Origin of the sequence: Stenotrophomonas sp. YIM B06876, assembly GCF_030711595.1 — a bacterium.
In the GTDB taxonomy this organism is placed as follows: domain Bacteria; phylum Pseudomonadota; class Gammaproteobacteria; order Xanthomonadales; family Xanthomonadaceae; genus Stenotrophomonas.
Genome location: NZ_JAUJUJ010000020.1, coordinates 1 through 22380 on the forward strand (window position 1 = coordinate 1; position 22380 = coordinate 22380).

A 22380-nucleotide genomic window follows, 5' to 3' on the forward strand; every position below is an offset into this window, starting at 1 on the left:
GCGCCAGACGCGCCGCCCGATGCTGCTGCCCGCGCGTGGCCCGATGCGCGTTCGCGCCGGCTTCGCGGGGCGGCAATGCCACCGGTCCGGACAGCAGCGCCTGGGTCATCCCATCGCTGCCGGCCGCCTCCCAGCCCAGCTCCTCGCACAGCAAGCGCAGCTGCCGATGCAGCTCGCGCCACTCGCGCATACGCAGAAAGCCGAGGAACTGCCGCCCGCACCAGTCGCGCAATTTGGATTGCGTCAACTCTTCGTGCGCCTCGCGATAGCCTTCCCACAAGCGCAGGATGCCCAGGAATTCGGAGCGTGGATCGGCGAATTTGGCGTGCGCGGTGTCGGCCGCCTCGCGTGCCTCGGGCGGGCGTTCGCGCGGGTCCTGGATGCCCAGGAACGCGGCGATCACCAGCATCTCGCGCAGGCACCCCTGCTGCTGTGCGGCCACCAGCATCCGCGCCAGTTTCACGTCCACCGGCAGGCGCGCCATCTGCCGGCCGATGGCGGTGAGTTTGCGGTCCTTGTCGATCGCGCCCAGCTCGGCCAGCTGCTGCCAGCCATCGGCCACCGCACGTTCGTCCGGTGGCTCCAGGAACGGGAAATCCTCGATCCGGCCCAGACCCAACTGCAGCATGCGCAGGATGACGCCAGACAGGCTGGAACGGCGGATTTCCGGATCGGTGAATTCGTCGCGCGCCTGGAAATCGGCCTCCGCATACAGCCGGTAGCAGATGCCCTCGGCGATCCGTCCGCAGCGGCCCTTGCGCTGGTTGGCGCTGGCCTGCGAGATCGGCTCGATATGCAGCCGGTCCAGCTTCTGCCGCGGGCTGTAGCGCTTGACCCGGGCATAACCGGGATCGACCACGTAACGGATGCGCGGCACGGTGAGCGAGGTTTCGGCCACGTTGGTGGCCAGCACCAGACGGCGCTTGGAGCCGGGATTGAACACCCGGTCCTGGTCCTTGACCGACAGCCGCGCGTACAGCGGCAGCACCTCGGTTTCGCGGTACTTGCGCCGCTCCAGCGCCTGGTGCGCGTCGCGGATCTCGCGTTCGCCCGGCAGGAACAGCAGCACGTCGCCGCGCGGGTCGATGGCGCTGATCTCGTCGATCGCCGCCACGATGGCCTGGTTGACCGAAATCGGGTCGGCGTCGGCTTCACCCCTGCTCCCGCTCCCCTTCCCGCCATTGCCGGCTTCCGCCCGCGAGCTCGACGCCGCGCCCATTTCCTCCAGCGGCCGGTAGCGCACTTCCACCGGATAGGTACGGCCTTCGACGCTGATCACCGGCGCATCATCGAAGTGTTTTGAAAAACGCTCGGTGTCGATCGTGGCCGAGGTCACGATCAGCTTCAGGTCCGGGCGCTTGCCCAGCAGCTGCTTCAGGTAGCCCAGCAGGAAATCGATGTTGAGGCTGCGTTCGTGCGCCTCGTCGATGATCAGCGTGTCGTAGCTCGACAGCCAGCGGTCCGACGCGATCTCGGCCAGCAGGATGCCGTCGGTCATGAACTTGATGCGGGTGTCTTCGCCGACCCGGTCGGTGAACCGCACCTGGTAGCCGACGGTGGTACCCAACTCGGACTTCAGCTCCTCGGCCACCCGCGTGGCCACCGCCCGGGCGGCAATGCGGCGCGGCTGGGTGCAGCCGATCATGCCGGCAGTGCCGCGGCCGGCGGCCAGGCACAGCTTTGGCAGCTGTGTGGTCTTGCCGGAGCCGGTCTCGCCGGCGATCACCACCACGCGATGGTCGCGGATCAACGCGATGATGCGATCGGCCTCGCGCGCGATCGGCAGCTGCTCGTCCAGGGTGATGCGCGGTTGCTGCTGCGCACGGTGCTCCCGGCGCTGCAGCGAGGTGTGCAGCGCCTGCTCGAACGCGGACGCAGCGGCGGCATCGTCCGGCTTGGCCTGCCAACGCGCCCACAGCCCGAGCAGACGCCCGCGGTCGCGGCTCATGGCACCGTCGATGGCGGCACGTTGTTGGCGCAGGCGTGCGGCCTGGTGGGTTTCGATAGTGCTCATCAATGAATAGGCGTGAAAATTTGAATGACTTGCGATGTTCTAGTCTGCGTATTGTGACGTCATACGCGAACCATCAGGAGGAAGATCACCATGGCCAAAGACAAGACCGCTGAGAAGACCAGGACCGGAAAGCAGAAACTGGCCGCCGCGGCGCCCTCGGCGCCGGGTATCGATATCGGGATCAAGGATGCCGATCGCAAGAAGATCGCCGACGGCCTGTCGCACTTCCTGGCCGACGCCTACACGCTGTACCTGAAGACGCACAACTTCCACTGGAACGTCACCGGATCGATGTTCAATTCGCTGCACCTGATGTTTGAAACCCAGTACACCGAGCAGTGGACCGCGCTGGACGAGATCGCCGAACGCATCCGGGCACTGGGTTTCAACGCACCCGGCTCCTACCGCGAGTTTGTCGCCCTGACCTCGATCGCCGAGGAGCCCGGGCTCAGCGACAGTGCCGACTGGCGCGAAATGGTGCGGCAGCTGGTGGCCGGCAACGAGGCGGTGTGCCGCACCGCGCGCAAGGTGCTGGAAACGGCGGGCAAGGCCGACGATGCGCCCTCCGAAGACCTGCTGACGCAGCGCCTGCAGGTCCACGAAAAATACGCCTGGATGCTGCGCTCGCTGCTGCAGTAAACCGCGCCCACAAGGTCGGCACGCCGCCACACCGCGGCGGGTGGCGCCCGGCTTGTGCGGGGGAGCTCCTGCGGGGCTTTCCGGGATTCCGTTGCGCGCTCCGCGGAGCCCGTCCTTCGTCCTGCCAGGAACAAGCCCCGTAGACACCGGGCCGGTCCATTTCCCGCAGGGAAACGAGCCGGGCCCGCGGTCACTGCCGGAAACCGGCAGCCGTCCCGCAGCGGGTAAACTAGGCCGATGTCTTCCCGTCCTGCGCACGACCTTCTTCTCCGCGTCTTCGGTTACGCCGATTTCCGCGGCCCGCAACAGGACATCGTCGAACATGTCGCCGCCGGCAACGATGCACTGGTGCTGATGCCCACCGGCGGCGGCAAGTCGCTGTGCTACCAGGTACCCTCGCTGCTGCGCGACGGCACCGGCATCGTCATCTCGCCGCTGATCGCGCTGATGCAGGACCAGGTCGAAGCGTTGCGCCAGCTGGGCGTGCGCGCCGAATTCCTGAACTCCACGCTGGATGCGGACACCGCCGCGCGGGTCGAGCGCGAGCTGCTCGCCGGCGAGCTGGACCTGCTCTACGTGGCGCCGGAGCGGCTGCTGACCGGGCGTTTCCTGTCGCTGCTCGAGCGCAGCCCGATCGCCCTGTTCGCGATCGACGAGGCCCATTGCGTGTCGCAGTGGGGCCACGATTTCCGCCCCGAGTACCGCAAGCTCACCGTGCTGCATGAGCGCTGGCCGGAGATTCCGCGGATCGCGCTGACCGCCACCGCCGATCCGCCGACCCAGCGTGAGATCGCCGAACGGCTGGACCTGACCCATGCCCGGCATTTCGTCAGTTCCTTCGACCGCCCCAACATCCGCTACACGGTGGTGCAGAAGGACAACGCCAAACGCCAGCTGCTCGATTTCCTGCGCGGCCATCGCGACAACGCCGGCATCGTCTACTGCCTGTCCCGGCGCAAGGTCGAGGAGACGGCCGAATTCCTGTGCAAGGAGGGGCTCAATGCGCTGCCCTACCATGCCGGCCTGCCGGCCGAAGTGCGCGCGCACAACCAGCGCCGCTTCCTGCGCGAAGACGGCATCGTGATGTGCGCCACCATCGCCTTCGGCATGGGCATCGACAAACCGGACGTGCGTTTCGTCGCCCATACCGACCTGCCCAAATCACTGGAAGGCTATTACCAGGAAACCGGCCGTGCCGGCCGCGATGGCGAGCCGGCCGAAGCGTGGCTGTGCTATGGCTTGGGCGACGTGGTGCTGCTCAAGCAGATGATCGAGCAGGGCGAAGCCGGCGAAGAGCGCAAGCAGCTCGAGCGCGGCAAACTCGACCACCTGCTGGGGTATTGCGAGTCGATGCAATGCCGCCGCCAGGTGCTGCTGGCCGGATTCGGCGAGACCTATCCCAAACCGTGCGGCAACTGCGACAACTGCCTGACCCCGGCCGCGGCCTGGGATGCCACTGTCGCCGCGCAGAAGGCGCTGAGCTGCGTCTACCGCAGTGGCCAGCGCTTCGGCGTGGGCCATCTGATCGACATCCTGCGCGGCAGCGACAACGAGAAGATCCGCCAGCTCGGCCACGACAAACTCAGCACCCACGGCATCGGCAGCGATCTGGATGCCCGCACCTGGCGCAGCGTGTTCCGGCAACTGGTCGCCGCCAGCCTGCTGGAAGTGGACACCGAAGCCTATGGCGGGTTGCGCCTGACCGATGCCAGCCGCGACGTGCTCAAGGGCCGGCGCCAGCTGATGATGCGGCGCGAAACGGCGCCCAGCCGCGAGCGCGAGCGGTCCAGCCAGCGCACCGGCCTGCCGGTGCAACCGCAGGACCTGGCGCTGTTCAACGCCCTGCGCGGCCTGCGCGCGGAACTGGCCCGCGAACAGAACGTGCCGGCGTTCGTGATCTTCCACGACAGCACCCTGCGCAACATCGCCGAACAACGCCCGACCAGCATCACCGCGCTGGGCAAGGTGGGCGGTATCGGTGGCAGCAAGCTCGCCCGTTACGGCGAGCAGCTGGTACAGATCGTGCGCGAACAGGGCTGAAACCGGCTGCTCCGCACGGCAGGTTACCGCACCACCGTGAATCGGCGGATGGAGGTCACTGCAATGCCGCCGCCACCGGGTAACGGTGATGGCGCCCATCTGAGCGGACCAACACCACTATTGCCGAGCCGCGTCGCCCCGATGCTGGATCGCGCCAACAGGCTCGAGCGTTCCATCTTGCGCACCTCGGCAGAGCTTTCAGGCGGATAGCGGTTCAGCACGGGGCCCGCTTGCTGCAACGCGGCCAGCGCCAGTTGCGGGCGGTCCAGCAACCGGGTTTGCGCCAGCACCGCAAAATAACGGGCGGTTGCGGCTTTCCCACCGCCATCGAGTGACCGCCATCAACGCGGCGCCCGCCACCACGGCAGGCCATTGCCTGCGGACACAAAAAAGGGCTCCGGATCACTCCGGAACCCTTGCAATGCTGGTGGGCCGTGATGGATTCGAACCATCGACCAAAAGATTAAAAGTCTTCTGCTCTACCGACTGAGCTAACGGCCCAAACAAAGACCCGGCATGTCGCCGGGGTGCGCATTCTACCGCAAGAATACGGAGAAGGTGAAATCAAATGTAACGGGTAGGGTCTTCCACGCCCGCGGCCGCGAATCCGTCGGCACGCAAACGGCAGGCATCGCAGTGGCGGCAGGCGCGGCCGCGTTCATCGGCGTTGTAACAGGACACGGTGAGGCCGAAGTCCACGCCCAGGCGCACGCCTTCACGCACGATGTCACCCTTGCCCAGGAATTGCAGCGGGGCGTGGATCCTGATTCCCGCCCCTTCAACCCCGGCCTTGGTGGCCAGGTTGGCCAACGCCTGGAAAGCATCGATGAATTCGGGACGGCAGTCCGGGTAGCCGGAGTAGTCCACCGCATTGACGCCACAGAAGATGTCATTGGCTCCCAGCACTTCGGCCCAACCCAGCGCGAGCGACAGCATGATGGTGTTGCGTGCCGGCACGTAGGTGACCGGGATCCCCTCGCCGCCCGCTTCAGGCACCTCGATGTCGGCGGTTAGCGCCGAGCCGCCGATGCTGCGCAGGTCGATACCGACCGTCTTGTGTTCGACCACCCCCAGCGCCGTGGCGACCGCAGCGGCCGCCTCCAGTTCGGAGGTGTGGCGTTGCCCGTAGCGCACGCTCAGCGCATGCACGGCGAAACCCTGTTCCCGGGCCATGGCGACGACCGCGGCCGAATCCATGCCGCCGGACAGAAGCACGACTGCTTTTTTCATGACAATTTTCCAATTGATTGCAGGACTCCCGTCACGCTGTCCCGTGACGGATACATCACCCAGCTGACCGCCGCCTCAGCGACCCGGCTCGTCGTTCCACAACAGCTTGTGCAGCTGCATCTGGAAGCGCACCGGCAAACGATCCGCCACGATCCAGTCCGCCAGTTCACGCGGGCTGAGTTCACTCTTGCTCGGTGAAAACAGCACCATCGTGCGCTCATCGAGCCGGTGTTCGCGGACCATGTCGCGGGCCCACTCATAGTCGCCGCGGCTGCACAATACGAATTTGACCTGGTCGCGCGCAGTCAGCAACGGCAGGTTTTCCAGGCGGTTGCGCGCCATCTCGCCGGAACCGGGCGTTTTCAGATCGACAATCCGCGACACCCGCGCATCGACGCCACCGACATCCAGCGCGCCGGAGGTTTCCAGGGACACGTCCAACCCCGCATCGCACAGCTTTTCCAGCAGCGCCAGGCAACGCTTCTGTGCCAGCGGCTCGCCCCCGGTCACACAGACGTGGCGCACGCCTTGACGCAGGACTTCGGCGACGATGGCGTCGATGTCCCACCAGCTGCCGCCATGGAAAGCGTAGGCGGTATCGCAATAACTGCAGCGCAGTGGGCAGCCGGTCAGGCGTACGAACACGGTCGGCCAGCCGGCGGCGTCCGCTTCGCCTTGCAGGGACAGGAAAATCTCGGTGATCTTCAGCCGCGGCAAGGACGACTGCACGATCTCACTGGGAATAGCGGCGGCGGTACTGCTCATGACACCCTCTTGTGCGCTTGCGCCAGGGAACGGCGCCCACCTGCTCAGCGCAACTGCTGGCCGATGCGGATCGACTGCAGGCGATCCTGGGCGTTACGTGCCGCGTCGGTGCCCGGATACCGGGACACGACCTGACCCAGGGTTTGCTCCGCCTGGCGGAGGTTGCCTTCGCCATACTGCGAAAGGCCCAGTTTCAACAGGCCACCTGCGGCCTTGTCGTGGGTCGGATAGCGCGCAACCAGGTCGCGGAACTGGGCTTCGGCCATCTGGAAATTACGGGTGGCATAGTAACTCTCGCCCAACCAGTAAAGCGCGTTGGGGGTGTATACGCCATTGGGGTACAGCTCCAGAAAGCTCTGGAACAGCTGCGCCGAATCAGCATACTTGCCGGCCTTCAATGCATCGAAGGCGACGTTGTAGGCCACGCGCTCCTCGCCGGCGACAGCCAGGCTGCCGGCATCGCCACGCACGGTAGGCGCGCGCTCTGGCGCCGGGGCGGCGGGCTTGGCAGCTGCAGCCGGAACGGGGGCCGCCGGAACGGCGGCGTTACCTGGCTGAACCGGTGCGGCTCCGCCTTCAAGCCGGTTGAGGCGGCCATCAAGATCCAGGTACTGATCCCGGTTGCGCTGCTTCAACTGCTCGTTTTCATGCTGCAACTGCTCGACCGTGCCCTGCAGCGTCTGCATCTCGCTACGCAGCTGTTGCAACTGGTTGAGCATGTCGGTGTTGTTCTGGCTGTTGAGCACCTGCTGTTCCAGCGAGGTGAGCCGATCGGCCAGGCTTTGCCGCTGCGCATTGGCCGGTGCGGCAGCCACGAGGGCTGCCGCAACGATCATCGATAGAAATCGAAAGCGCATCGATTACTGAGCCGTGTACACGATCTCGACGCGACGGTTCTGCGCCCAGCAGGCTTCGTTCGACTCGGTGCACACCGGACGCTCTTCACCGTAGGACACGACGGTCAGCTGGCTGGCCGAACCACCGTTGGCCTGCAGCGCCGAAGACACGCCATTGCCACGACGCTCGCCGAGCGCCTGGTTGTAGGCGCGGCTGCCGCGTTCGTCGGTGTGACCCTGCAGGGTGATACGCGAGGACGGACGGTCACGCAGGTACTTGGCGTGGCAGGACATGATGGCCTGGAACTCCGGCTTCACACTGTCCTGGTCCAGGTCGAAATAGACAACGCGCTGGCGCAGGCAGGCATCGTTTTCCAGATCGGACGGACCATACAGGCCGGAGGTGGACGGACCGGTGACCGGTGCGCTCGGAGCGGTTTCAACCGGAGCCACGGGGGCTTCCTTGACCTTCTTCGAACAACCGGCCAGAACGGCCACGGAAAGCAGCGAGACAAGCAGAACGCGGGTGGACTTGTTCATGGCAATACCTTTTAGGCTCCTAAGACGGTGATGAATCTAAGACTGCGAAATATTAACACTTTTCAACGTGCGCTACGGTAGGGGGACCAGGCCGGCTCCCGCACGTCGCCATCGGCCAGCACCAAGCGCTGGCGAACCCGTGCATCGGCCGATACCGCGTACAACACCCCACGGCCACCCTCGCGCGCGGCGTACAGCACCATGCTGGCATTCGGCGCGAAACTGGGAGATTCGTCCAGCGAACCGGGAGACAACGTGCTCCAACGGGCGGAACCCAGGCTGCTGTCCATCATCGCGATCTTATAGGTGTTGCCGCTGCCCTGGGCCATGACGATCTTCTTGCCGTCATAAGACACGCTGGGGGTGGCGTTGTAGTTGCCCTGGAATGTGACCCGGCTGGCGCTGCCGCCACTGGCCGGCACCTGGTAGATCTGCGGACGGCCGCCGCGATCGGAGGTGAAATAGATGGTGCTGCCGTCGGCGCTCCAGGTCGGCTCGGTATCGATGCCGAAGTGGTTGGTCAGCTGGGTCAGCTGCTTGCTGCCCAGATCCATCACGTAGATTTCCGGATTGCCACTGCGCGACAGCGACAGTGCCAGACGGCGGCCATCCGGGGAGAACGAGGGGGTGCTGTTGATGCCGCGGAAGCTGGTCAGCAACTCCCGGGCACCGGTGGCGATGTCCTGGATGTAGATCGAGGAGTTGCCACGCTCGAAGCTGACATAGGCCAGCTTGCGCCCATCCTGGCTCCAGTTCGGCGACAGCAGCGGCTCGGCCGAGCGCACGATGGTCTGCGGGTTGTAGCCATCCGAATCGGCCACCATCAGCGCATAGCGCATGTTGGCGCCCTTGCCGCTGGCGGTGATATAGGCGATGCGGGTCCAGAACGCGCCGCGCACGCCGAGGATCTTTTCGTAGATGGCATCGGCCATCTGGTGGGCGACGTCGCGCATGGCGCTGGAGCGGGCGGTCATCGCCAGACCGAGCATGCGCTCGCCCTTGGCCACATCCAGCAGCTCGTATTCGACCCGGTAGGCACCGGCGCCGGCATCCAGCACCCGCCCTACGACCAGGTAATCCTGCTTGAGGGCACGCCAGACGGGGTATTGCACTTCGCTGCCACGGCTCGGGCGATCGGTCATCTGCGCTTCGGGCAGGTTGCGGAACTGGCCCGAACGCTCCAGATCGGCGCGCACCACCGCGGCCACATCGGTGGCCGGTGCGGCGGCCGATCCCTGGTACGCCATCGGCACCACGGCGATCGGCAACGCGGAGGCGTTGCCGCCAATGATGTCGATTTCCAGACCCTTCTGTTGCGCCATCGCCGCGATGGGCAACAACAGGGCGGTGAGGGCAGCAAGCCAAAGAGGCATTTTTTTCATGGGTTGCTCAAGGTTCCAGACAGGAAGGTCAAAGGGATAACAGCTGGCAGGTGAACACTTTCGCAATCATGAACGAACGCAGCGTGAAAAACCGGATAAGAGCGGCTTCCACGCCGGTGCGCCGGCCACGCACGAACGCCCACAGCTGCGCACAGCTGAAGCCGAAGCCCTATCTCCGGCAGGCAGCGATATCAACGGTCCTGCGCTTCGAAATTGAAGTTCAGCGTGCGTTGGAAAACCGACTCGAAACCGCGGTACGGCAACGGCTGGGCACGCAGCACCGCCGCTTCCACCGAACGCCGGCCGGCATCGTCATAGGGGCAGCTGGAAGAGAATTCCACGTCCACCACTTCGCCCCCGGGCAACTGGCGGATGGTCAGACGGCAACGCTGGCCGCGCGGCACCGAATCCGGCCGTACCCACTGGTTCAGCACCGCCTGCTGGATCGCCGCGGCGTATTTGGCCGACAGGTCGGTGCTGGCGCCGCCCTGCCCCGGCGCTGCGGGAGCCGCCGTCGAGGCGCCACTGCTGGCCGCAGCCTGCGCGCGGTTGCGGGCGTCGGCCACCTGGCGCAACTTCTGCTCCGCCAGCGCGGCCTCTTTTTCGGCCTGCTCACGTTTGCGGCGGAGCTCGGCGAGCTTCTGCTGGCGCTCGGTTTCGGCCTTGGCGTCATTGGCCTTCTGCTGTTCGGCCGCCAGCTTCTTCTGGCGATCGGCCTCTTCCTGCTGCTTGGCCAGCCGCAGCTTCTGCTCGGCCTCTTCTACGCGCTTGCGCTCGGTCAGGTCGATCTGCTCCTGGCGACGCTTGGCTTCCTGCTCCTGCCTGGCTTTCTCCTGCGAAATGGCCAGGGCACTGACGCGTTCCTGTTCCACCGTGTCCGGCTGCGCAACGCGCTCCTGCGCATTGTGCTGCTGCGGGGTGGGCGCATCCTGCGGGCGGGGCTCGGGAAGCGGCTGCGGGGGCGGCACGGTGTCTTCCGGCACCGGTTCGGGCGGGGCGACCGGTTCGGCCAGGGGTTCGGGCAGATCGGGCAGTTTTTCCGAGGCGCGCAGCGCCTGCCGCGCCGCCGAAGCTTCGGCCGCGGAGATCTCCAGGCTGGCCTCCACCGCCGGCTCACCGGCAGCGGCTTCGGTGGTGCGCGCGGGCGACCACACCCAGGCGACGATGAAAACCAGCGCGACCAGCACGTGCACGATCAGGGCCAGCAGCACCGGCAGGCCCCATTCGTCGCGCGACCTGTGCGCCGGGGGAAGGGCGTCAGCGTGCATCGGTCGCCAGACCCACCTTCTCGATCTTCGCCGCCTTGATCACATCCATCGCGGCCACGACCTTTTCATAGGCCACGGCCCGGTCGGCGGCCACGATCACCCGCAGGTTCCTGTCCTGCGCGGCCATCGCGCCGAGCCGGGCCTGCAGCGTGGCCGCATCCATCGGCGCCGGTTCCTTGGCATCGGGCAGCTTGAGGCTGAGCTGCCCGTCCAGGCGCACCGAGACGACCACCGGGTCCTGCTTGCTCTCCAGCGCCTTGGCGGTGGAAGACGGCAGATCGACCTCGAAACTGAGGGTGAGCAGCGGCGCGGTCACCATGAAGATGATCAGCAGTACCAGCATCACGTCGATATAGGGCACGACGTTGATCTCGGACTTGAGCTTGCGGCGCGTGCGGCGGGTAATGGCGGCGGTCATGGAAAGCTCCTGCGGTCAGCGGAAAGCGCGGGGGCGCTCACTCGTCGCCCGCGGTCTGGCGCTGCAGGATCGAACTGAATTCCTCGGCGAACGTCTCATAGCGCACCGACAGCCGTTCCACCCGGGTGGTGAAGCGGTTGTAGGCCCAGGTGGCGGGAATGGCGACAAACAGGCCGATCGCAGTGGCGAACAGCGCCTCGGAGATGCCCGGGGCGACCGAGGCGATACCGGCCTGCTCGCCGCTGCTGATCATGTCGTGCATGGTCACCATGATGCCGAACACGGTGCCGACCAGACCCACGTACGGGGCGTTGGAACCGATATTGGCCAGCAGTTCGAGGTTGCGGTCCAGCCCGTCCACTTCGCGGGCGAAGGTGGTGCGCATGGCGCGCTGCGCACCTTCCAGCTGAGTACGCCCGTCCAGGCCACGGCGGTCGCGCAGACGGGTGAACTCGCGGAAGCCGCCTTCGAAGATCGCTTCCAGCCCGCTCACCACGCGATTGCGGTCGGTGGCCGAGGCATACAGCTTGCCCAGGTCGGCGCCGGACCAGAACCGGTTCTCGAAGTCATCCGCCTCGCGGTTGGCCTCCTTGAATACCCGTGCCTTGCGGAAAATGATCACCCAGCTGATGAACGAACCGGCCAGCAGCAGCAGCACGATCAACTTGACCGGGATACTGGCCTTGATCATCAGGTCCAGATAGTTGATGCCGCCATGAGTGGCCTGGGCCGCGGCGTGCGCGGCGGCGCTGGTGACCTCTTCCGGCAGGGCCTCGACCACGGTGGCCTGCAGGGCCAGGAGCATTGCGATCATCCGGTGTTCCTCAGTGTTGCGCGAATTTGGTTTCGAGTGGTTTGAGTGTTGCGTACAGCGTGTCTTCCATCGCCTGCGGGCGGAAGTCACGCGCCCCCACGGCCGCCAGCCGCACCTGCGCGGTAACCAGGGTCTGGTCGCCGCGCAGGATCGTCTGGTCGATCACCAGACTGGCCCGGCGACACTGCAGCAGCGTCACCGTGGCCATCAGCTCATCGTCCAGCCTGGCCGGCTTCAGGAAATCCAGCGTCATCGCCCGGACCACGAACACCTGGCCCTCGCCGCAACGCATGCTTTCCTGCCCGTACCCCAGCGCGCGCATCCATTCGGTGCGCGCACGTTCCATGAAGGCCACATAACGCGCGTGGTAGACCACGCCACCTGCGTCGGTATCTTCCCAATAAATGCGTGTCGGCCAACTGAACCGCGGATCAATCGACATCAGGCAACTCCACAAACAGGTCCACCGGCGCGGCCTTGGGCGTGAGCCCCATGTGCCGGTATGCCTTGTGGGTGGCCATGCGCCCGCGCGCGGTGCGCACCAGGAAGCCCTGCTGGATCAGGAACGGCTCGACCACGTCTTCCAGCGTGCCGCGCTCTTCGGAAAGCGCCGCGGCCAGCGATTCGATGCCGACCGGGCCGCCGTCAAAGTAATCGACGATGACCCGCAGCAAGCGCCGGTCCAGCTCGTCGAAGCCTTCCGGGTCGACCTTCAGCATCTGCATGGCCGCCTGCGCCACCCCCGCGTCGATATGGCCATCGGCCTTGACCTGGGCATAGTCGCGCACCCGCCGCAGCAGGCGGTTGGCGATCCGCGGGGTGCCGCGCGAACGCCGCGCGATTTCACCGGCGCCCTCGGCGGTGCAATCGATGCCAAGGATCAGCGCCGAGCGCCGCACGATGCGGGTCAGCTCTTCGGCCGAATAGAACTCCAGCCGCTGCACAATGCCGAAGCGGTCGCGCAGCGGCGCGGTCAGCAGGCCGGCGCGGGTGGTGGCGCCGATCAGCGTGAACGGTGGCAGATCGAGCTTGATCGAGCGGGCGGCCGGGCCCTCGCCGATCATGATGTCGATCTGGAAATCCTCCATCGCCGGATACAGCACCTCTTCCACCACCGGTGACAGGCGATGGATCTCGTCGATGAACAGCACATCATGCGGCTGCAGGTTGGTCAGCAGCGCGGCCAGGTCACCGGCCTTCTCGATCACCGGCCCGGAGGTGACCCGCAGCGCCACCCCCAGCTCGTTGGCGATGACATGACTGAGCGTGGTCTTGCCCAGTCCCGGCGGACCGAAGATCAACACATGGTCCAGTGCCTCGCCGCGGGATTTGGTCGCCTGGATGTAGATGTCCAGCTGCTCGCGCACGGGCTGCTGGCCGAGGTAGTCGGCCAGCCGGCGCGGGCGGATGTGGGCATCGGCGACGGCATCCTCGCGGGTGGCGCCGGCAGCGATGATACGGTCGTCGGTCATTGCGCAATTATGCGGGAACGGCGCTGGAAGTATCCGTACGGATGGTTCAGATCTCCACCTGCGCGCCCAGCTCGACCAGCCGGTTGCCCGGAATCCGGAAAAAGCCGGTGGCCGGTGCGGCATTGCGATGCATCACCGCGAACAGCTTGTCGCGCCAGAGCGGCATGCCGCGGTTGGCACTGGCGACAATGGTTTCGCGGCTGGCGAAGAACGTGGTGTCCATCGGATCGAAATAGATACCGCCGTGGTCGCACGAGCGCATCAGCGCCAGCGGCACGTCCGGGGTCTCCATGAACCCGTAGCGGACGTAGATCCGGTAGAACTCGTCACCCACCGACTCGATCTTCAACCGCTGTGCGGGCAACGCGTATGGAACCGGCAGCGTTTCCACGTGCAGGAACACGTTGCGTTCGTGCAGCACCTTGTTGTGCTTGAGGTTGTGCATCAACGCATGCGGCGCCACGGTCGGGTCGGCGGTCAGGAACACCGCCGTGCCCGGCACCCGTACCGGCGGCGCCAGCATCAGCCCCGGCAGGAAGGTGTCCATGCGGATACCGTCCTTGCGGATCTCATCGCGCAGCAGCTCGCGGCCACGGCGCCAGGTGCGCATCATCGTGAACAGCACCAGCCCCAGCAGCAGCGGGAACCACGCCCCCTGCAACAGCTTGGCCCCGTTGGCGATCACGAAACCCAGGTCGATAAAGAAGAACGGCACGCACAGCCCCAGGATCCACAGTCGCGCCTTCGGCCACAGCGCACGCGCCACCAGCGCCAGCAGCAGGGTATCGATCAGCATCGTCCCCGACACGGAGATGCCGTAGGCCACCGCCAGATTGGACGAGCTGCGGAACGCCAGCACCAGCCCGCAGACCATAACCGCCAACGCCCAGTTGACGCCGGGGATGTAGATCTGGCCAATGGTGTCGTGCGAGGTGTGCAGGATGCGCATGCGCGGGATGTAGCCCAGCTGCATCGCCTGCCGCGACACCGAAAACGCGCCGGTGATCACCGATTGCGAAGCGATCACCGCGGCCATCGTCGCCAGCACGATCATCGGATACAGCGCCCACTCCGGGACCGCCTCGAAGAACGGATTGGCCACCGCGTCGGGCCGCTGCAGCACCAGCGCACCCTGCCCCAGATAATTGAGCACCAGGCACGGCAGCACGAAGAAATACCAGGCATGACGGATCGGCGGCGCGCCGAAGTGGCCCATGTCGGCATACAGCGCCTCACCGCCGGTCACCGCCAGCACCACCGCGCCGAGGATGAACACCCCGTGCCAGCCGTGCTCGATGAAGAAACGTGCCGCCCACCACGGATTGAGCGCCTTGAACACTTCCGGTGCGGAGAACACGTTCCACAGGCCGATGGCCGCCAGCGACAGGAACCACAGGGTCATCACCGGGCCGAACACCTTGCCGACCTTCTCGGTGCCGAAACGTTGCGCTGCGAACACGCCGGCCAGCACCACCAGGGTGATGGGCACCACAAAACTTTCCAGCCCGGGCGCTGCCACTTCCAGCCCCTCGACGGCGCCCAGCACCGAGATCGCCGGGGTGATCACGCCATCCCCGAAGAACAGCGAGGCACCGAAAATCCCGAGGATGCCGACCACGTAGGCCGAGCGCGAACCGTTGCGCAGCGTGCGCTGGGCCAGCGCCATCAGCGCCATGATTCCGCCCTCGCCATCGTTGTCGGCGCGCATGATGATGGTGACGTACTTGAGCGTCACCACCAGGTTCAGCGCCCAGAACGCCAGCGACAGCACGCCGAGCACGGTGTCGTGGTCGCTGCTCAGGCCGTAGTGCGGAGAGAACGCCTCCTTCAGCGTGTACAGCGGGCTGGTGCCGATGTCACCGAACACCACGCCGATGGCACCGACGACCAGCGCCAGGCCACCGGCAACGCCGCGGCCGTGGGCGTGACCGGGATGCGGGGCGCCATCGGCAGGGTTGGCAGGGACTTGGGACATGACGTTCTCAGGTTAGCGGCATAAGGCGAAGAAAACGGCAGCGCTTAACGCAGCGCCGCCTGCAGGGCCTTGCGGATCACGGTGGCGACCTCGTCGCCCTCGGCACTGGCATCGCGCGCCATCCGCGCCGCTTCGGCCGGCTTGTAGCCCAGCTGCTGCAGCGCGACCGTCGCCTCCGACACAGGGTCGTTGCCCAGCTGCCCGGCAATCGGCGCACCGCCCCCGGTAAAGCTGGCCGCGCGGTCGCGCAATTCCACCAGCATGCGCTCGGCGGTCTTCTTGCCGATGCCGGGAATGCGGGTCAGCGCGGCGAGATCGCCGGTCTGGATCAGCCGCGCGAACTCGTCGACGCTGGCCCCGGACAGCACCGCCAGCGCGATTTTCGCGCCGATGCCACTGACCTTCTGTACATCGCGGAACAGCCGCCGCTCGCCTTCGCGCAGGAAGCCGTACAGCGCCACGCTGTCCTCCTTCTGCGCGTAATGGGTGAACAGCGTCACTTCGCGCCCGGCCTCGGGCAGGTCGTAGAACGTGCTCATCGGTGCTTCCAGCTCGTAGCCGACGCCATTGACGTCGAGCATCAGCCACGGCGGCGCCTTGTAGACCAGCAACCCGCGCAATCGTCCGATCATGCCCCACTCCTCATTTGCGACTCCAAGCCTGGCGCACGTCCACGCCCAGCCGGTTGGCGGTGGCGCGGACGTGGGCATGGGTGATGGCCACGGCCAGCGCATCGGCGGCATCGGCCTGCAACTTTCCTTTCAGGTTGAGCATCAACCCGACCATATGCTGCACCTGTTCTTTCTGTGCGCCGCCGCGCCCGACCAGGGCCAGCTTGATCTCGGTGGCGGCGTATTCGCTGACCGGCAGGTCGCGCATCACCACCGCACAGATCGCCGCACCGCGGGCCTGGCCCAGCTTCAACGCCGAATCGGCATTCTTGGCCATGAACACCCGCTCGATCGCCACTTCCTGCGGCCGGTATTCCTCGACCAGGGCATGCAGGCCCAGCGCCAGGCGCTTCAGGCGCTGGGCGAAGTCGTCCGCTCCCAGCAGCAGCAACGGCGCGTGGTAGACGTGACTGGCGCGGCCACTGGCATCGATGTCGATGATGCCGACCCCGGTGCGCTGTGAGCCGGGATCGATACCGAGGATGCGGGTCATTGCCGCGGGCAGCACCGTGTCTGGAACACTGCCCGCAAGCCGCCGGAGCGTGCGCGGGCAGGCATGGCACGGCGCAGGCACACCGCCAGCTGCACGCCCCGCTCGCGCCGTTGCTTACGCATAGGCGTCGGCCCCCAGATCGGCATTGGAATAGACGTCCTGCACATCATCCAGGTCTTCGAGCAGGTCCAGCAGTTTCTTGACCTGCAGCGCGGCGTCCCCCTCCACCTTGATGTGGTTGTCGGCGCGGAAGGTGACTTCGGCATGGCCGGGGACCAGTCCGGCCGCTTCCATTGCCGCCTTCACCGTGGCGAACGACTCCATCGTGGTGATCACATCGATCGAGCGGTCATCGGGATAGACCACGATATCGTCGGCACCGGCGTCGATCGCCGCTTCGGTGATTTTTTCCTCGTCCGCGCCGGGGGCATAGGTGATCACTCCCAGCCGCTTGAACATGAATCCGACCGAGCCTTCGGTGCCCATGTTGCCGCCGCATTTGGAAAAGGCGAAACGGACATCGGCCACGGTGCGCACGCGGTTGTCGGTCAGACAGTCGACGATCACCGCCACGCCACCGGGGGCATAGCCCTCGTAACGGACTTCCTCGTATTCGACCCCTTCCAGCTCACCGGTGGACTTCTTGATCGCGCGTTCGATCACGTCCTTGGACATGTTCGCCGACAGCGCCTTGTCCATCGCCGTGCGCAACCGCGGATTGTGGTTGGGGTCGCCTCCACCGCCGCGTGCTGCCACGCCGATCTCACGAATGATCTTGGTGAAAATCTTGCCGCGTTTCGCGTCAGACGCGTTTTTGCGACCTTCGATGGAAGGGCCTCTACCCATGGGACTTTCCGCGCATCTTCAAGGAACAAGCGGGCAATTCTACCCGATCCCCCGCGCACCGCCCGTCAGGCCGCCCGCGTCGCCGACGCCCGCTCGAAGCGGCCATCGCGCAGGAAAGCGGCGGTCTGGCGGGCCGCCAGCGGCGACAGCACCAGCCCGCTGTGACTGGCCGCCACCACGCAGTGATCATGCAGGCCCGGCAGCCGGGTCTCATCCAGCGCCACGGTGCCGTCCGACGCCGCCCCGACCGCGCCCATCAGGCAGCCCAACCCGTGCGGAATCGCGCCGGCGACCAGTCCCACCTCGGCCGCGCCCTGCCACGCCGGCAAGCCGTGCTGCAACAGCCCGCCACTACGGCCCAGGGCCGCGGACCAGCCATGGCCGGCCAGCGTGCGCGCGGTGCCGCTGCCACACAGCGGCGAGCCCAGGCACACCACCCGCGGCACCGCCAGCTCCGGCGCCTGGCGCAGCGCCTCCAGCGCCACCAGACCGCCCAGGCTGTGCCCGACCAGCGAGGTCACACCGCCCTCGCGCAGCCGCGCGATCAGCTGCGGCACGGCCACCCCGGGCCCGCCGAACACGCTGGCATAGCCGAAGGTTTCCACCACAAATCCCTGCGCGCGCAGCCGCCAGGCCAGCGGCCCGACCCAGGCGCGGGCGTTCCAGATGCCATGCAGCAACAACACTCTTGAATTCATGCGGCCAGCATAACTGTCCATGCTCCACCCCCACGGCGACCATTGCGAGCATTGGACACAGCGCTGCGGCAATGGCGGATGAAGTACCGGGAAAGCCGCCACCATCCCCCGGCCGCGGGCATGGCCTGGCGCAGCGCTCAGGCCGGCAGCGGTGGCCGCTTGAGGATGAATTCCCGGTCCCGCACACGCCCGACCGGGAATTCGTACTCCCCGACCCGGGTGAAACCGTAGCGCGCATAGAAGCGCTGCGCGCCGAAGTTCTCCGACCACACCCCGATCCACAATGTGCGCGGCCCGTCGCGCTCAAGCCAGGCCAGCGCGGTCTCGAACAGGCGGCTGCCCCAGCCACAGTTCTGCTGTTCGCGCAGCAGGTAGAGCCGTTTCAATTCGCCATCACCGGGCCGCACATCCGGATGCGGCAGCCCGCACGGACCGGCCGCGGCATGGCCGATGGCCACGCCACCGGCCTCCAGCAGCCACACCGCATAGTCGCGATGGCCCAGGATCAGCCGCTGCCGGGCAACGTCATAGGCCTCGGCCAGGAACGCCTGCAGGTCCTCGTCCGGATACAGATGCCCGAACGTCTCGACAAAGGTACGCGTCGCCAGCACCGACAGGGTTTCGGCATCCTCGACCGTGGCACGACGGATGCCGAACCCCATGATTCAGGCCTTCTCCGCCTTGGGCCGCACCTGCACGTGCACTTCCGCCAGCTGCGCGTCGGCGATCGGCGACGGCGCGTCGGTCATCAGGCACTGCGCGCCGGTGGTCTTCGGGAACGCGATGACATCGCGGATCGATTCGGTACCGGCCATCAGTGCGGCGATACGGTCGATACCGAAGGCGATACCGCCATGCGGCGGCGCGCCGAACTTGAGCGCATCGAGCAGGAAGCCGAACTTGGCCTCGGCCTCTTCGGCGCCGATGCCGAGCAGTTCGAACACCGCGCTCTGCATCTCGGGGCGATGGATGCGGATCGAACCGCCACCGATCTCGTTGCCGTTGAGCACCATGTCGTAACCGCGCGACACAGCGGTCTTGGCATTGGCACGCAGGTCGGCCACGTCATCCACCGCCGGTGCGGTGAAGGGGTGATGCAGGGCAACATAGCGCCCGGCTTCCTCGTCCCATTCGAACATCGGGAAGTCGGTGACCCACAGCGGGCGCCAGCTGTCGGCGACCAGACCGAAGTCCTTGCCGGCCTTCAGGCGCAGCGCGCCCATGAAGTCGGAGACCTTGTTGTAGCCACCGGCGCCGAAGAAGGCGATGTCGCCCTGCTGCAGGCCGACCGCCTTGACCAGCGCGGCGAACGCGTCTTCGGCAAAGAACTTGGCAATCGGCGAATTCACCGTGCCGTCCTCGCCCAGCTTGATGTAGGCCAGGCCCTTGGCGCCGTACTTGGCAGCATGCGCGGCGTACTCGTCGATCTGCTTGCGGCTCAGCGACGCACCGCCGGGAATGCGCAGCGCCGCCACGCGGCCCTCGGCGTCGTTGGCCGCGGCGGTGAACACGGCAAATTCGCTGTGCTTGACCAGCTCGGCCACGTCCACCAGCTCCAGCGCGATGCGCAGGTCCGGCTTGTCCGAACCGAAGCGACGCATCGCCTCGGCCCAGGTCATGCGCGGGAAGCTGGCCGCCAGCTCGACATCGACCACGTCCTTGAAAATGCTGCGGATCATGTCTTCCACGGTGTCCTGCACATCGCGCTCGCGCACGAAGGCGAATTCCATGTCCAGCTGGGTGAACTCGAGCTGGCGGTCGGCGCGCAGCGCCTCGTCGCGGAAACAGCGCGCGATCTGGTAGTAGCGGTCGAAGCCGGCCACCATCAGGATCTGCTTGAACAGCTGCGGGCTCTGCGGCAGTGCGTAGAACTCGCCCGGATGCATGCGCGCCGGCACCAGGAAATCGCGCGCGCCTTCCGGCGTGGCCTTGGTCAGGATCGGGGTTTCGATGTCCTGGAAATCGCGCGCATCCAGCCACTGCCGCAGCGCCGACACCAGCTTGGTGCGGGTGCGCATCATCCGCTGCATTTCCGGGCGACGCAGGTCCAGATAGCGATAGCGCAGGCGGGTTTCCTCGCCCGGGTTCTCGTGGGCGTGGAACGGCAGCGGCGCGGCCTTGTTGAGGATGCTGATGCGGGTGGCGATCACTTCCACCTGGCCACTGCGGATCTTGTCATTGACGCTGTGGCGCGCACGCACCACGCCTTCCACCTGCAGCACGTCCTCGTAACCGAGGCTGGCGGCCACCGCATAGACTTCCGCGTTGTCCGGCTCCACCGTCACCTGCACGATGCCCTCGTGGTCGCGCAGGTCGATGAAACAGACGCCGCCGAGATTGCGGGCCACGTCGGTCCAGCCGGCCAGGGTGACGGTTTGGCCGATCAGGGTCGCATCGACCAGGCCGCAGAAATGGGTACGCATTGAAAAACTCCACAAGGGATGCCGGCACCGACCGGCGCCGTTAAGCCGGCTATTTTGCGGCGCGCGCGGAGCCGGGGCAAATCCACGTGCCAGTCACGCCCGCTTAAGTGACCCCCGGCCTATATTCCGCCTACCTCCTGACCTGAATGGGGAAGACGCAATGAACCGCCACCTCCTGCTTGCCTGCCTCACTGCCGCTCTGCCCCTGGTCGCACTGACCGCCCTGCCGCCCCCGGCGCAGGCCCAGGCGACCCGCGCCTACGCCCCTGAAAACCTGCGTCAGCTCTCGCCACCGGACCGCGCCCGGGTGATCGAACGCGAGTATGCGGACCAGTCGCGCGGCCGCCGCATCCCGGACGACCAGCTGGAGTTCTACCTGGACCAGGTCAATTCGGGCTGGGATTTTTCCCGGATCAAGCAGGACATCGCCACCTCCTTGCGCGGCAACGGCGACTGGAATGGGGGCGGTTCCAATGGCAACAACAATGCCGGCAGCATCCGCTGCGAAAGCACCGACAACCGCCAGCGCGTATGTGACACCGGCTGGCGCGATGCCACGCTGGTGCGCCAGCTGTCAAAAACCCAGTGCATCGAAGGCCGTACCTGGGGCAGCCGCAACGGCTCGGTGTGGGTCAGCGATGGCTGCCGCGCCGAATTCGCCCCCGGCAGCAGTGGCGGCTGGGGCAATGGCCAGTGGAATGGCAATGGCAATGGCAACAACGTTGCCGGCAGCATCCGCTGCGAAAGCCAGAACAACCGCGAGCGTGTCTGCAATACCGGGTGGCGCAGTGCCACCCTGGTCCGCCAGCTGTCCGATACCCGCTGCGTGGAAGGGCGTACCTGGGGCCAGCGCAACGGCGCGGTCTGGGTCAGCAATGGCTGCCGCGCCGAATTCGCCGCCGGCCGCGGTGGCGGCTGGGGCAACGGCCAGTGGAACGGCAATCCGGGCAATTATTCGGTGACCTGCAACAGCGATGACAACCGCCAGCGGTCCTGCGCCTGGGACCGGCGCCAGGGACGTCCGGTGCTGATCGAGCAGATGTCCGGTACCCGCTGCGTGGAGGGCCGCAACTGGGGCAGCACCGGCGACACCGTCTGGGTCAATGGCGGCTGCCGCGCCCGCTTCGGCGTCCGCTGAACGCTGCAGACGGAGTCAACCGATACAACAAGGGCGCCCTGCGGCGCCCTTGTGCTGCATACCCCTGATTGCGATCAGGATTCACCGCCCCACGGGGCCGGCGGCAACGCCACCGGCCGGGTCAGATCGAACTCCACCTGGAACAGGCGCCCATCCGGGCGCGACAGCTCATAGACGAAGCGCTGCCCGGGCTCCACTTCCATCGCCCAGGTGTTGCGCACCGAACCGGCCAGACCTTCGCGTTCGAACATCGCCACCGACTCGGCATCCACCGGGAATTGCTGGCGCTGCGCGCTGCCGGCCGCCACGGTGTCGCCGCCATACAGCGTGGTTGCATCCGGCGAGCCGTTCGCGTGGCGATGGTCGTGCTTGAGCCGCACTCCGGCAGCGGTACGGGTCAGCACCCAGGTCCGCGAATGGTCGTCACCGACGTGGAAGGGAATGCGCAGCTCCTGCTCCGGCGCATCGCAGCCGCGCACATGCATGACCAGCGGCTGGCCTTCAAACGCGTCGGGCGTGCCGGTTTCGGGCAGGTTGGCGGCGATGCGGCCGGCGAACGCCTGCCCGCAATGACGGGCGAGCGCTGCCATGAACTGGTCGGGCGCGGCCTTTTCCGGCGCCGCGGAAGCGACCGGCGCCGCAGCCGGCGCACTGCTCCCTTGGCAACCGGCAAGCACGATGGCGAATACACAGACAACGGGGATTTTGATTTTCATCC

The 22380-nt window shown here is 66.5% G+C and carries 23 protein-coding genes and 1 tRNA gene; 3 read left to right on the forward strand and 21 right to left on the reverse strand.

Annotation, left to right across the window (positions count from 1 at the left end):
* Positions 1-2014: ATP-dependent RNA helicase HrpA (hrpA, locus tag QZH66_RS09500; RefSeq protein ID WP_305805702.1), on the reverse strand; the 2014-nt coding region annotated here is incomplete at its 3' end.
* A gap of 90 nt (positions 2015-2104) precedes the next feature.
* On the opposite strand from hrpA, the gene QZH66_RS09505 reads away from it, so the two are divergent.
* Both QZH66_RS09505 and recQ read left to right on the forward strand, forming a co-directional pair.
* Positions 2105-2653, forward strand: coding sequence for a Dps family protein (locus QZH66_RS09505; RefSeq protein ID WP_305805703.1), 549 nt, complete (start codon positions 2105-2107; stop codon positions 2651-2653).
* Between the two features lie 237 nt (positions 2654-2890).
* Positions 2891-4693 (forward strand): DNA helicase RecQ, encoded by a 1803-nt coding sequence (gene recQ / locus QZH66_RS09510; RefSeq protein ID WP_305805704.1) that lies wholly within the window; start codon positions 2891-2893, stop codon positions 4691-4693.
* A 23-nt stretch (positions 4694-4716) separates the two neighbouring features.
* Here recQ and QZH66_RS09515 read toward each other — a convergent pair whose 3' ends face one another.
* The 19 genes from QZH66_RS09515 to aspS all read right to left on the reverse strand — a co-directional run bounded on the left by QZH66_RS09515 (position 4717) and on the right by aspS (position 20524).
* Entirely contained in the window at positions 4717-4983 is a 267-nt protein-coding gene (locus tag QZH66_RS09515; RefSeq protein ID WP_305805705.1) for a hypothetical protein, read from the reverse strand.
* A 135-nt stretch (positions 4984-5118) separates the two neighbouring features.
* A tRNA-Lys gene (locus QZH66_RS09520) sits at positions 5119-5194 on the reverse strand.
* A gap of 63 nt (positions 5195-5257) precedes the next feature.
* A complete protein-coding gene (queC, locus tag QZH66_RS09525) occupies positions 5258-5923 on the reverse strand; it encodes a 7-cyano-7-deazaguanine synthase QueC (protein WP_305805706.1) in 666 nt (221 codons plus the stop codon).
* Between the two features lie 75 nt (positions 5924-5998).
* The gene (gene queE / locus QZH66_RS09530) at positions 5999-6688 is read right to left on the reverse strand and encodes a 7-carboxy-7-deazaguanine synthase QueE (protein WP_305805707.1); all 690 of its coding nucleotides are present in this window, start codon (positions 6686-6688) and stop codon (positions 5999-6001) included.
* A 44-nt stretch (positions 6689-6732) separates the two neighbouring features.
* Positions 6733-7545 (reverse strand): tol-pal system protein YbgF, encoded by an 813-nt coding sequence (gene ybgF, locus QZH66_RS09535; protein ID WP_305805708.1) that lies wholly within the window; start codon positions 7543-7545, stop codon positions 6733-6735.
* 3 nt (positions 7546-7548) lie between these two features.
* Positions 7549-8064, reverse strand: coding sequence for a peptidoglycan-associated lipoprotein Pal (gene pal / locus QZH66_RS09540; RefSeq protein ID WP_305805709.1), 516 nt, complete (start codon positions 8062-8064; stop codon positions 7549-7551).
* Between the two features lie 62 nt (positions 8065-8126).
* Positions 8127-9446, reverse strand: a complete 1320-nt coding sequence (gene tolB / locus QZH66_RS09545; protein ID WP_305805710.1) for a Tol-Pal system beta propeller repeat protein TolB — start codon at positions 9444-9446, stop codon at positions 8127-8129.
* Positions 9447-9637: 191 nt separating this feature from the next.
* On the reverse strand, positions 9638-10714 hold the full coding sequence (tolA, locus tag QZH66_RS09550) for a cell envelope integrity protein TolA (RefSeq protein ID WP_305805711.1): 1077 nt from the start codon (positions 10712-10714) through the stop codon (positions 9638-9640).
* On the reverse strand, positions 10704-11132 hold the full coding sequence (gene tolR / locus QZH66_RS09555; RefSeq protein WP_305805712.1) for a protein TolR: 429 nt from the start codon (positions 11130-11132) through the stop codon (positions 10704-10706). The genes tolA and tolR overlap by 11 nt, the downstream gene beginning before the upstream one ends.
* Before the next feature lie 37 nt (positions 11133-11169).
* Positions 11170-11946 carry a protein TolQ gene (gene tolQ / locus QZH66_RS09560; protein ID WP_305805713.1) on the reverse strand — a complete coding sequence of 259 codons (777 nt, stop codon included), beginning with the start codon at positions 11944-11946 and terminating at the stop codon, positions 11170-11172.
* Between the two features lie 10 nt (positions 11947-11956).
* The gene (gene ybgC, locus QZH66_RS09565) at positions 11957-12388 is read right to left on the reverse strand and encodes a tol-pal system-associated acyl-CoA thioesterase (RefSeq protein WP_305805714.1); all 432 of its coding nucleotides are present in this window, start codon (positions 12386-12388) and stop codon (positions 11957-11959) included.
* A complete protein-coding gene (ruvB, locus tag QZH66_RS09570) occupies positions 12378-13418 on the reverse strand; it encodes a Holliday junction branch migration DNA helicase RuvB (RefSeq protein ID WP_305805715.1) in 1041 nt (346 codons plus the stop codon). The genes ybgC and ruvB overlap by 11 nt, the downstream gene beginning before the upstream one ends.
* Positions 13419-13464: 46 nt before the next feature.
* A complete protein-coding gene (locus tag QZH66_RS09575; RefSeq protein ID WP_305805716.1) occupies positions 13465-15393 on the reverse strand; it encodes a potassium transporter Kup in 1929 nt (642 codons plus the stop codon).
* Positions 15394-15437: 44 nt separating this feature from the next.
* Positions 15438-16025 (reverse strand): Holliday junction branch migration protein RuvA, encoded by a 588-nt coding sequence (gene ruvA, locus QZH66_RS09580; RefSeq protein ID WP_305805717.1) that lies wholly within the window; start codon positions 16023-16025, stop codon positions 15438-15440.
* A gap of 10 nt (positions 16026-16035) precedes the next feature.
* Positions 16036-16557, reverse strand: a complete 522-nt coding sequence (gene ruvC / locus QZH66_RS09585; RefSeq protein ID WP_305805718.1) for a crossover junction endodeoxyribonuclease RuvC — start codon at positions 16555-16557, stop codon at positions 16036-16038.
* A 114-nt stretch (positions 16558-16671) separates the two neighbouring features.
* Complete coding sequence (locus tag QZH66_RS09590; RefSeq protein WP_305805719.1) at positions 16672-17403, reverse strand: YebC/PmpR family DNA-binding transcriptional regulator; 732 nt, start codon at positions 17401-17403, stop codon at positions 16672-16674.
* Between the two features lie 65 nt (positions 17404-17468).
* Positions 17469-18101 carry an alpha/beta hydrolase gene (locus tag QZH66_RS09595; RefSeq protein ID WP_305805720.1) on the reverse strand — a complete coding sequence of 211 codons (633 nt, stop codon included), beginning with the start codon at positions 18099-18101 and terminating at the stop codon, positions 17469-17471.
* Positions 18102-18238: 137 nt separating this feature from the next.
* Positions 18239-18763 carry an N-acetyltransferase gene (locus QZH66_RS09600; protein WP_305805721.1) on the reverse strand — a complete coding sequence of 175 codons (525 nt, stop codon included), beginning with the start codon at positions 18761-18763 and terminating at the stop codon, positions 18239-18241.
* Positions 18764-18766: 3 nt separating this feature from the next.
* On the reverse strand, positions 18767-20524 hold the full coding sequence (gene aspS, locus QZH66_RS09605; RefSeq protein ID WP_305805722.1) for an aspartate--tRNA ligase: 1758 nt from the start codon (positions 20522-20524) through the stop codon (positions 18767-18769).
* 436 nt (positions 20525-20960) lie between these two features.
* Here aspS and QZH66_RS09610 point away from each other — a divergent pair, with 436 nt between their 5' ends.
* Positions 20961-21662, forward strand: coding sequence for a DUF3011 domain-containing protein (locus tag QZH66_RS09610; protein WP_305805746.1), 702 nt, complete (start codon positions 20961-20963; stop codon positions 21660-21662).
* Between the two features lie 74 nt (positions 21663-21736).
* Here QZH66_RS09610 and QZH66_RS09615 read toward each other — a convergent pair whose 3' ends face one another.
* Entirely contained in the window at positions 21737-22378 is a 642-nt protein-coding gene (locus tag QZH66_RS09615; protein WP_305805723.1) for a hypothetical protein, read from the reverse strand.
* Positions 22379-22380: the final 2 nt, after the last annotated feature.

Excerpts from the sequence above, each read along its gene's own strand:
- QZH66_RS09615 (WP_305805723.1), bottom strand. The coding sequence starts at position 22,378 with ATGAAAATCAAAATCCCCGTTGTCTGTGTATTCGCCATCGTGCTTGCC.
- tolB (WP_305805710.1), bottom strand. The coding sequence starts at position 9,446 with ATGAAAAAAATGCCTCTTTGGCTTGCTGCCCTCACCGCCCTGTTGTTG.
- tolR (WP_305805712.1), bottom strand. The coding sequence starts at position 11,132 with ATGACCGCCGCCATTACCCGCCGCACGCGCCGCAAGCTCAAGTCCGAG.
- queE (WP_305805707.1), bottom strand. The coding sequence starts at position 6,688 with ATGAGCAGTACCGCCGCCGCTATTCCCAGTGAGATCGTGCAGTCGTCC.
- aspS (WP_305805722.1), bottom strand. The coding sequence starts at position 20,524 with ATGCGTACCCATTTCTGCGGCCTGGTCGATGCGACCCTGATCGGCCAA.
- QZH66_RS09590 (WP_305805719.1), bottom strand. The coding sequence starts at position 17,403 with ATGGGTAGAGGCCCTTCCATCGAAGGTCGCAAAAACGCGTCTGACGCG.
- queC (WP_305805706.1), bottom strand. The coding sequence starts at position 5,923 with ATGAAAAAAGCAGTCGTGCTTCTGTCCGGCGGCATGGATTCGGCCGCG.
- QZH66_RS09505 (WP_305805703.1), top strand. The coding sequence starts at position 2,105 with ATGGCCAAAGACAAGACCGCTGAGAAGACCAGGACCGGAAAGCAGAAA.
- tolA (WP_305805711.1), bottom strand. The coding sequence starts at position 10,714 with ATGCACGCTGACGCCCTTCCCCCGGCGCACAGGTCGCGCGACGAATGG.
- ybgC (WP_305805714.1), bottom strand. The coding sequence starts at position 12,388 with ATGTCGATTGATCCGCGGTTCAGTTGGCCGACACGCATTTATTGGGAA.
- recQ (WP_305805704.1), top strand. The coding sequence starts at position 2,891 with ATGTCTTCCCGTCCTGCGCACGACCTTCTTCTCCGCGTCTTCGGTTAC.
- pal (WP_305805709.1), bottom strand. The coding sequence starts at position 8,064 with ATGAACAAGTCCACCCGCGTTCTGCTTGTCTCGCTGCTTTCCGTGGCC.
- ruvA (WP_305805717.1), bottom strand. The coding sequence starts at position 16,025 with ATGATCGGACGATTGCGCGGGTTGCTGGTCTACAAGGCGCCGCCGTGG.
- QZH66_RS09595 (WP_305805720.1), bottom strand. The coding sequence starts at position 18,101 with ATGAATTCAAGAGTGTTGTTGCTGCATGGCATCTGGAACGCCCGCGCC.
- QZH66_RS09575 (WP_305805716.1), bottom strand. The coding sequence starts at position 15,393 with ATGTCCCAAGTCCCTGCCAACCCTGCCGATGGCGCCCCGCATCCCGGT.
- QZH66_RS09600 (WP_305805721.1), bottom strand. The coding sequence starts at position 18,763 with ATGGGGTTCGGCATCCGTCGTGCCACGGTCGAGGATGCCGAAACCCTG.
- ruvB (WP_305805715.1), bottom strand. The coding sequence starts at position 13,418 with ATGACCGACGACCGTATCATCGCTGCCGGCGCCACCCGCGAGGATGCC.
- tolQ (WP_305805713.1), bottom strand. The coding sequence starts at position 11,946 with ATGATCGCAATGCTCCTGGCCCTGCAGGCCACCGTGGTCGAGGCCCTG.
- ybgF (WP_305805708.1), bottom strand. The coding sequence starts at position 7,545 with ATGCGCTTTCGATTTCTATCGATGATCGTTGCGGCAGCCCTCGTGGCT.
- ruvC (WP_305805718.1), bottom strand. The coding sequence starts at position 16,557 with ATGACCCGCATCCTCGGTATCGATCCCGGCTCACAGCGCACCGGGGTC.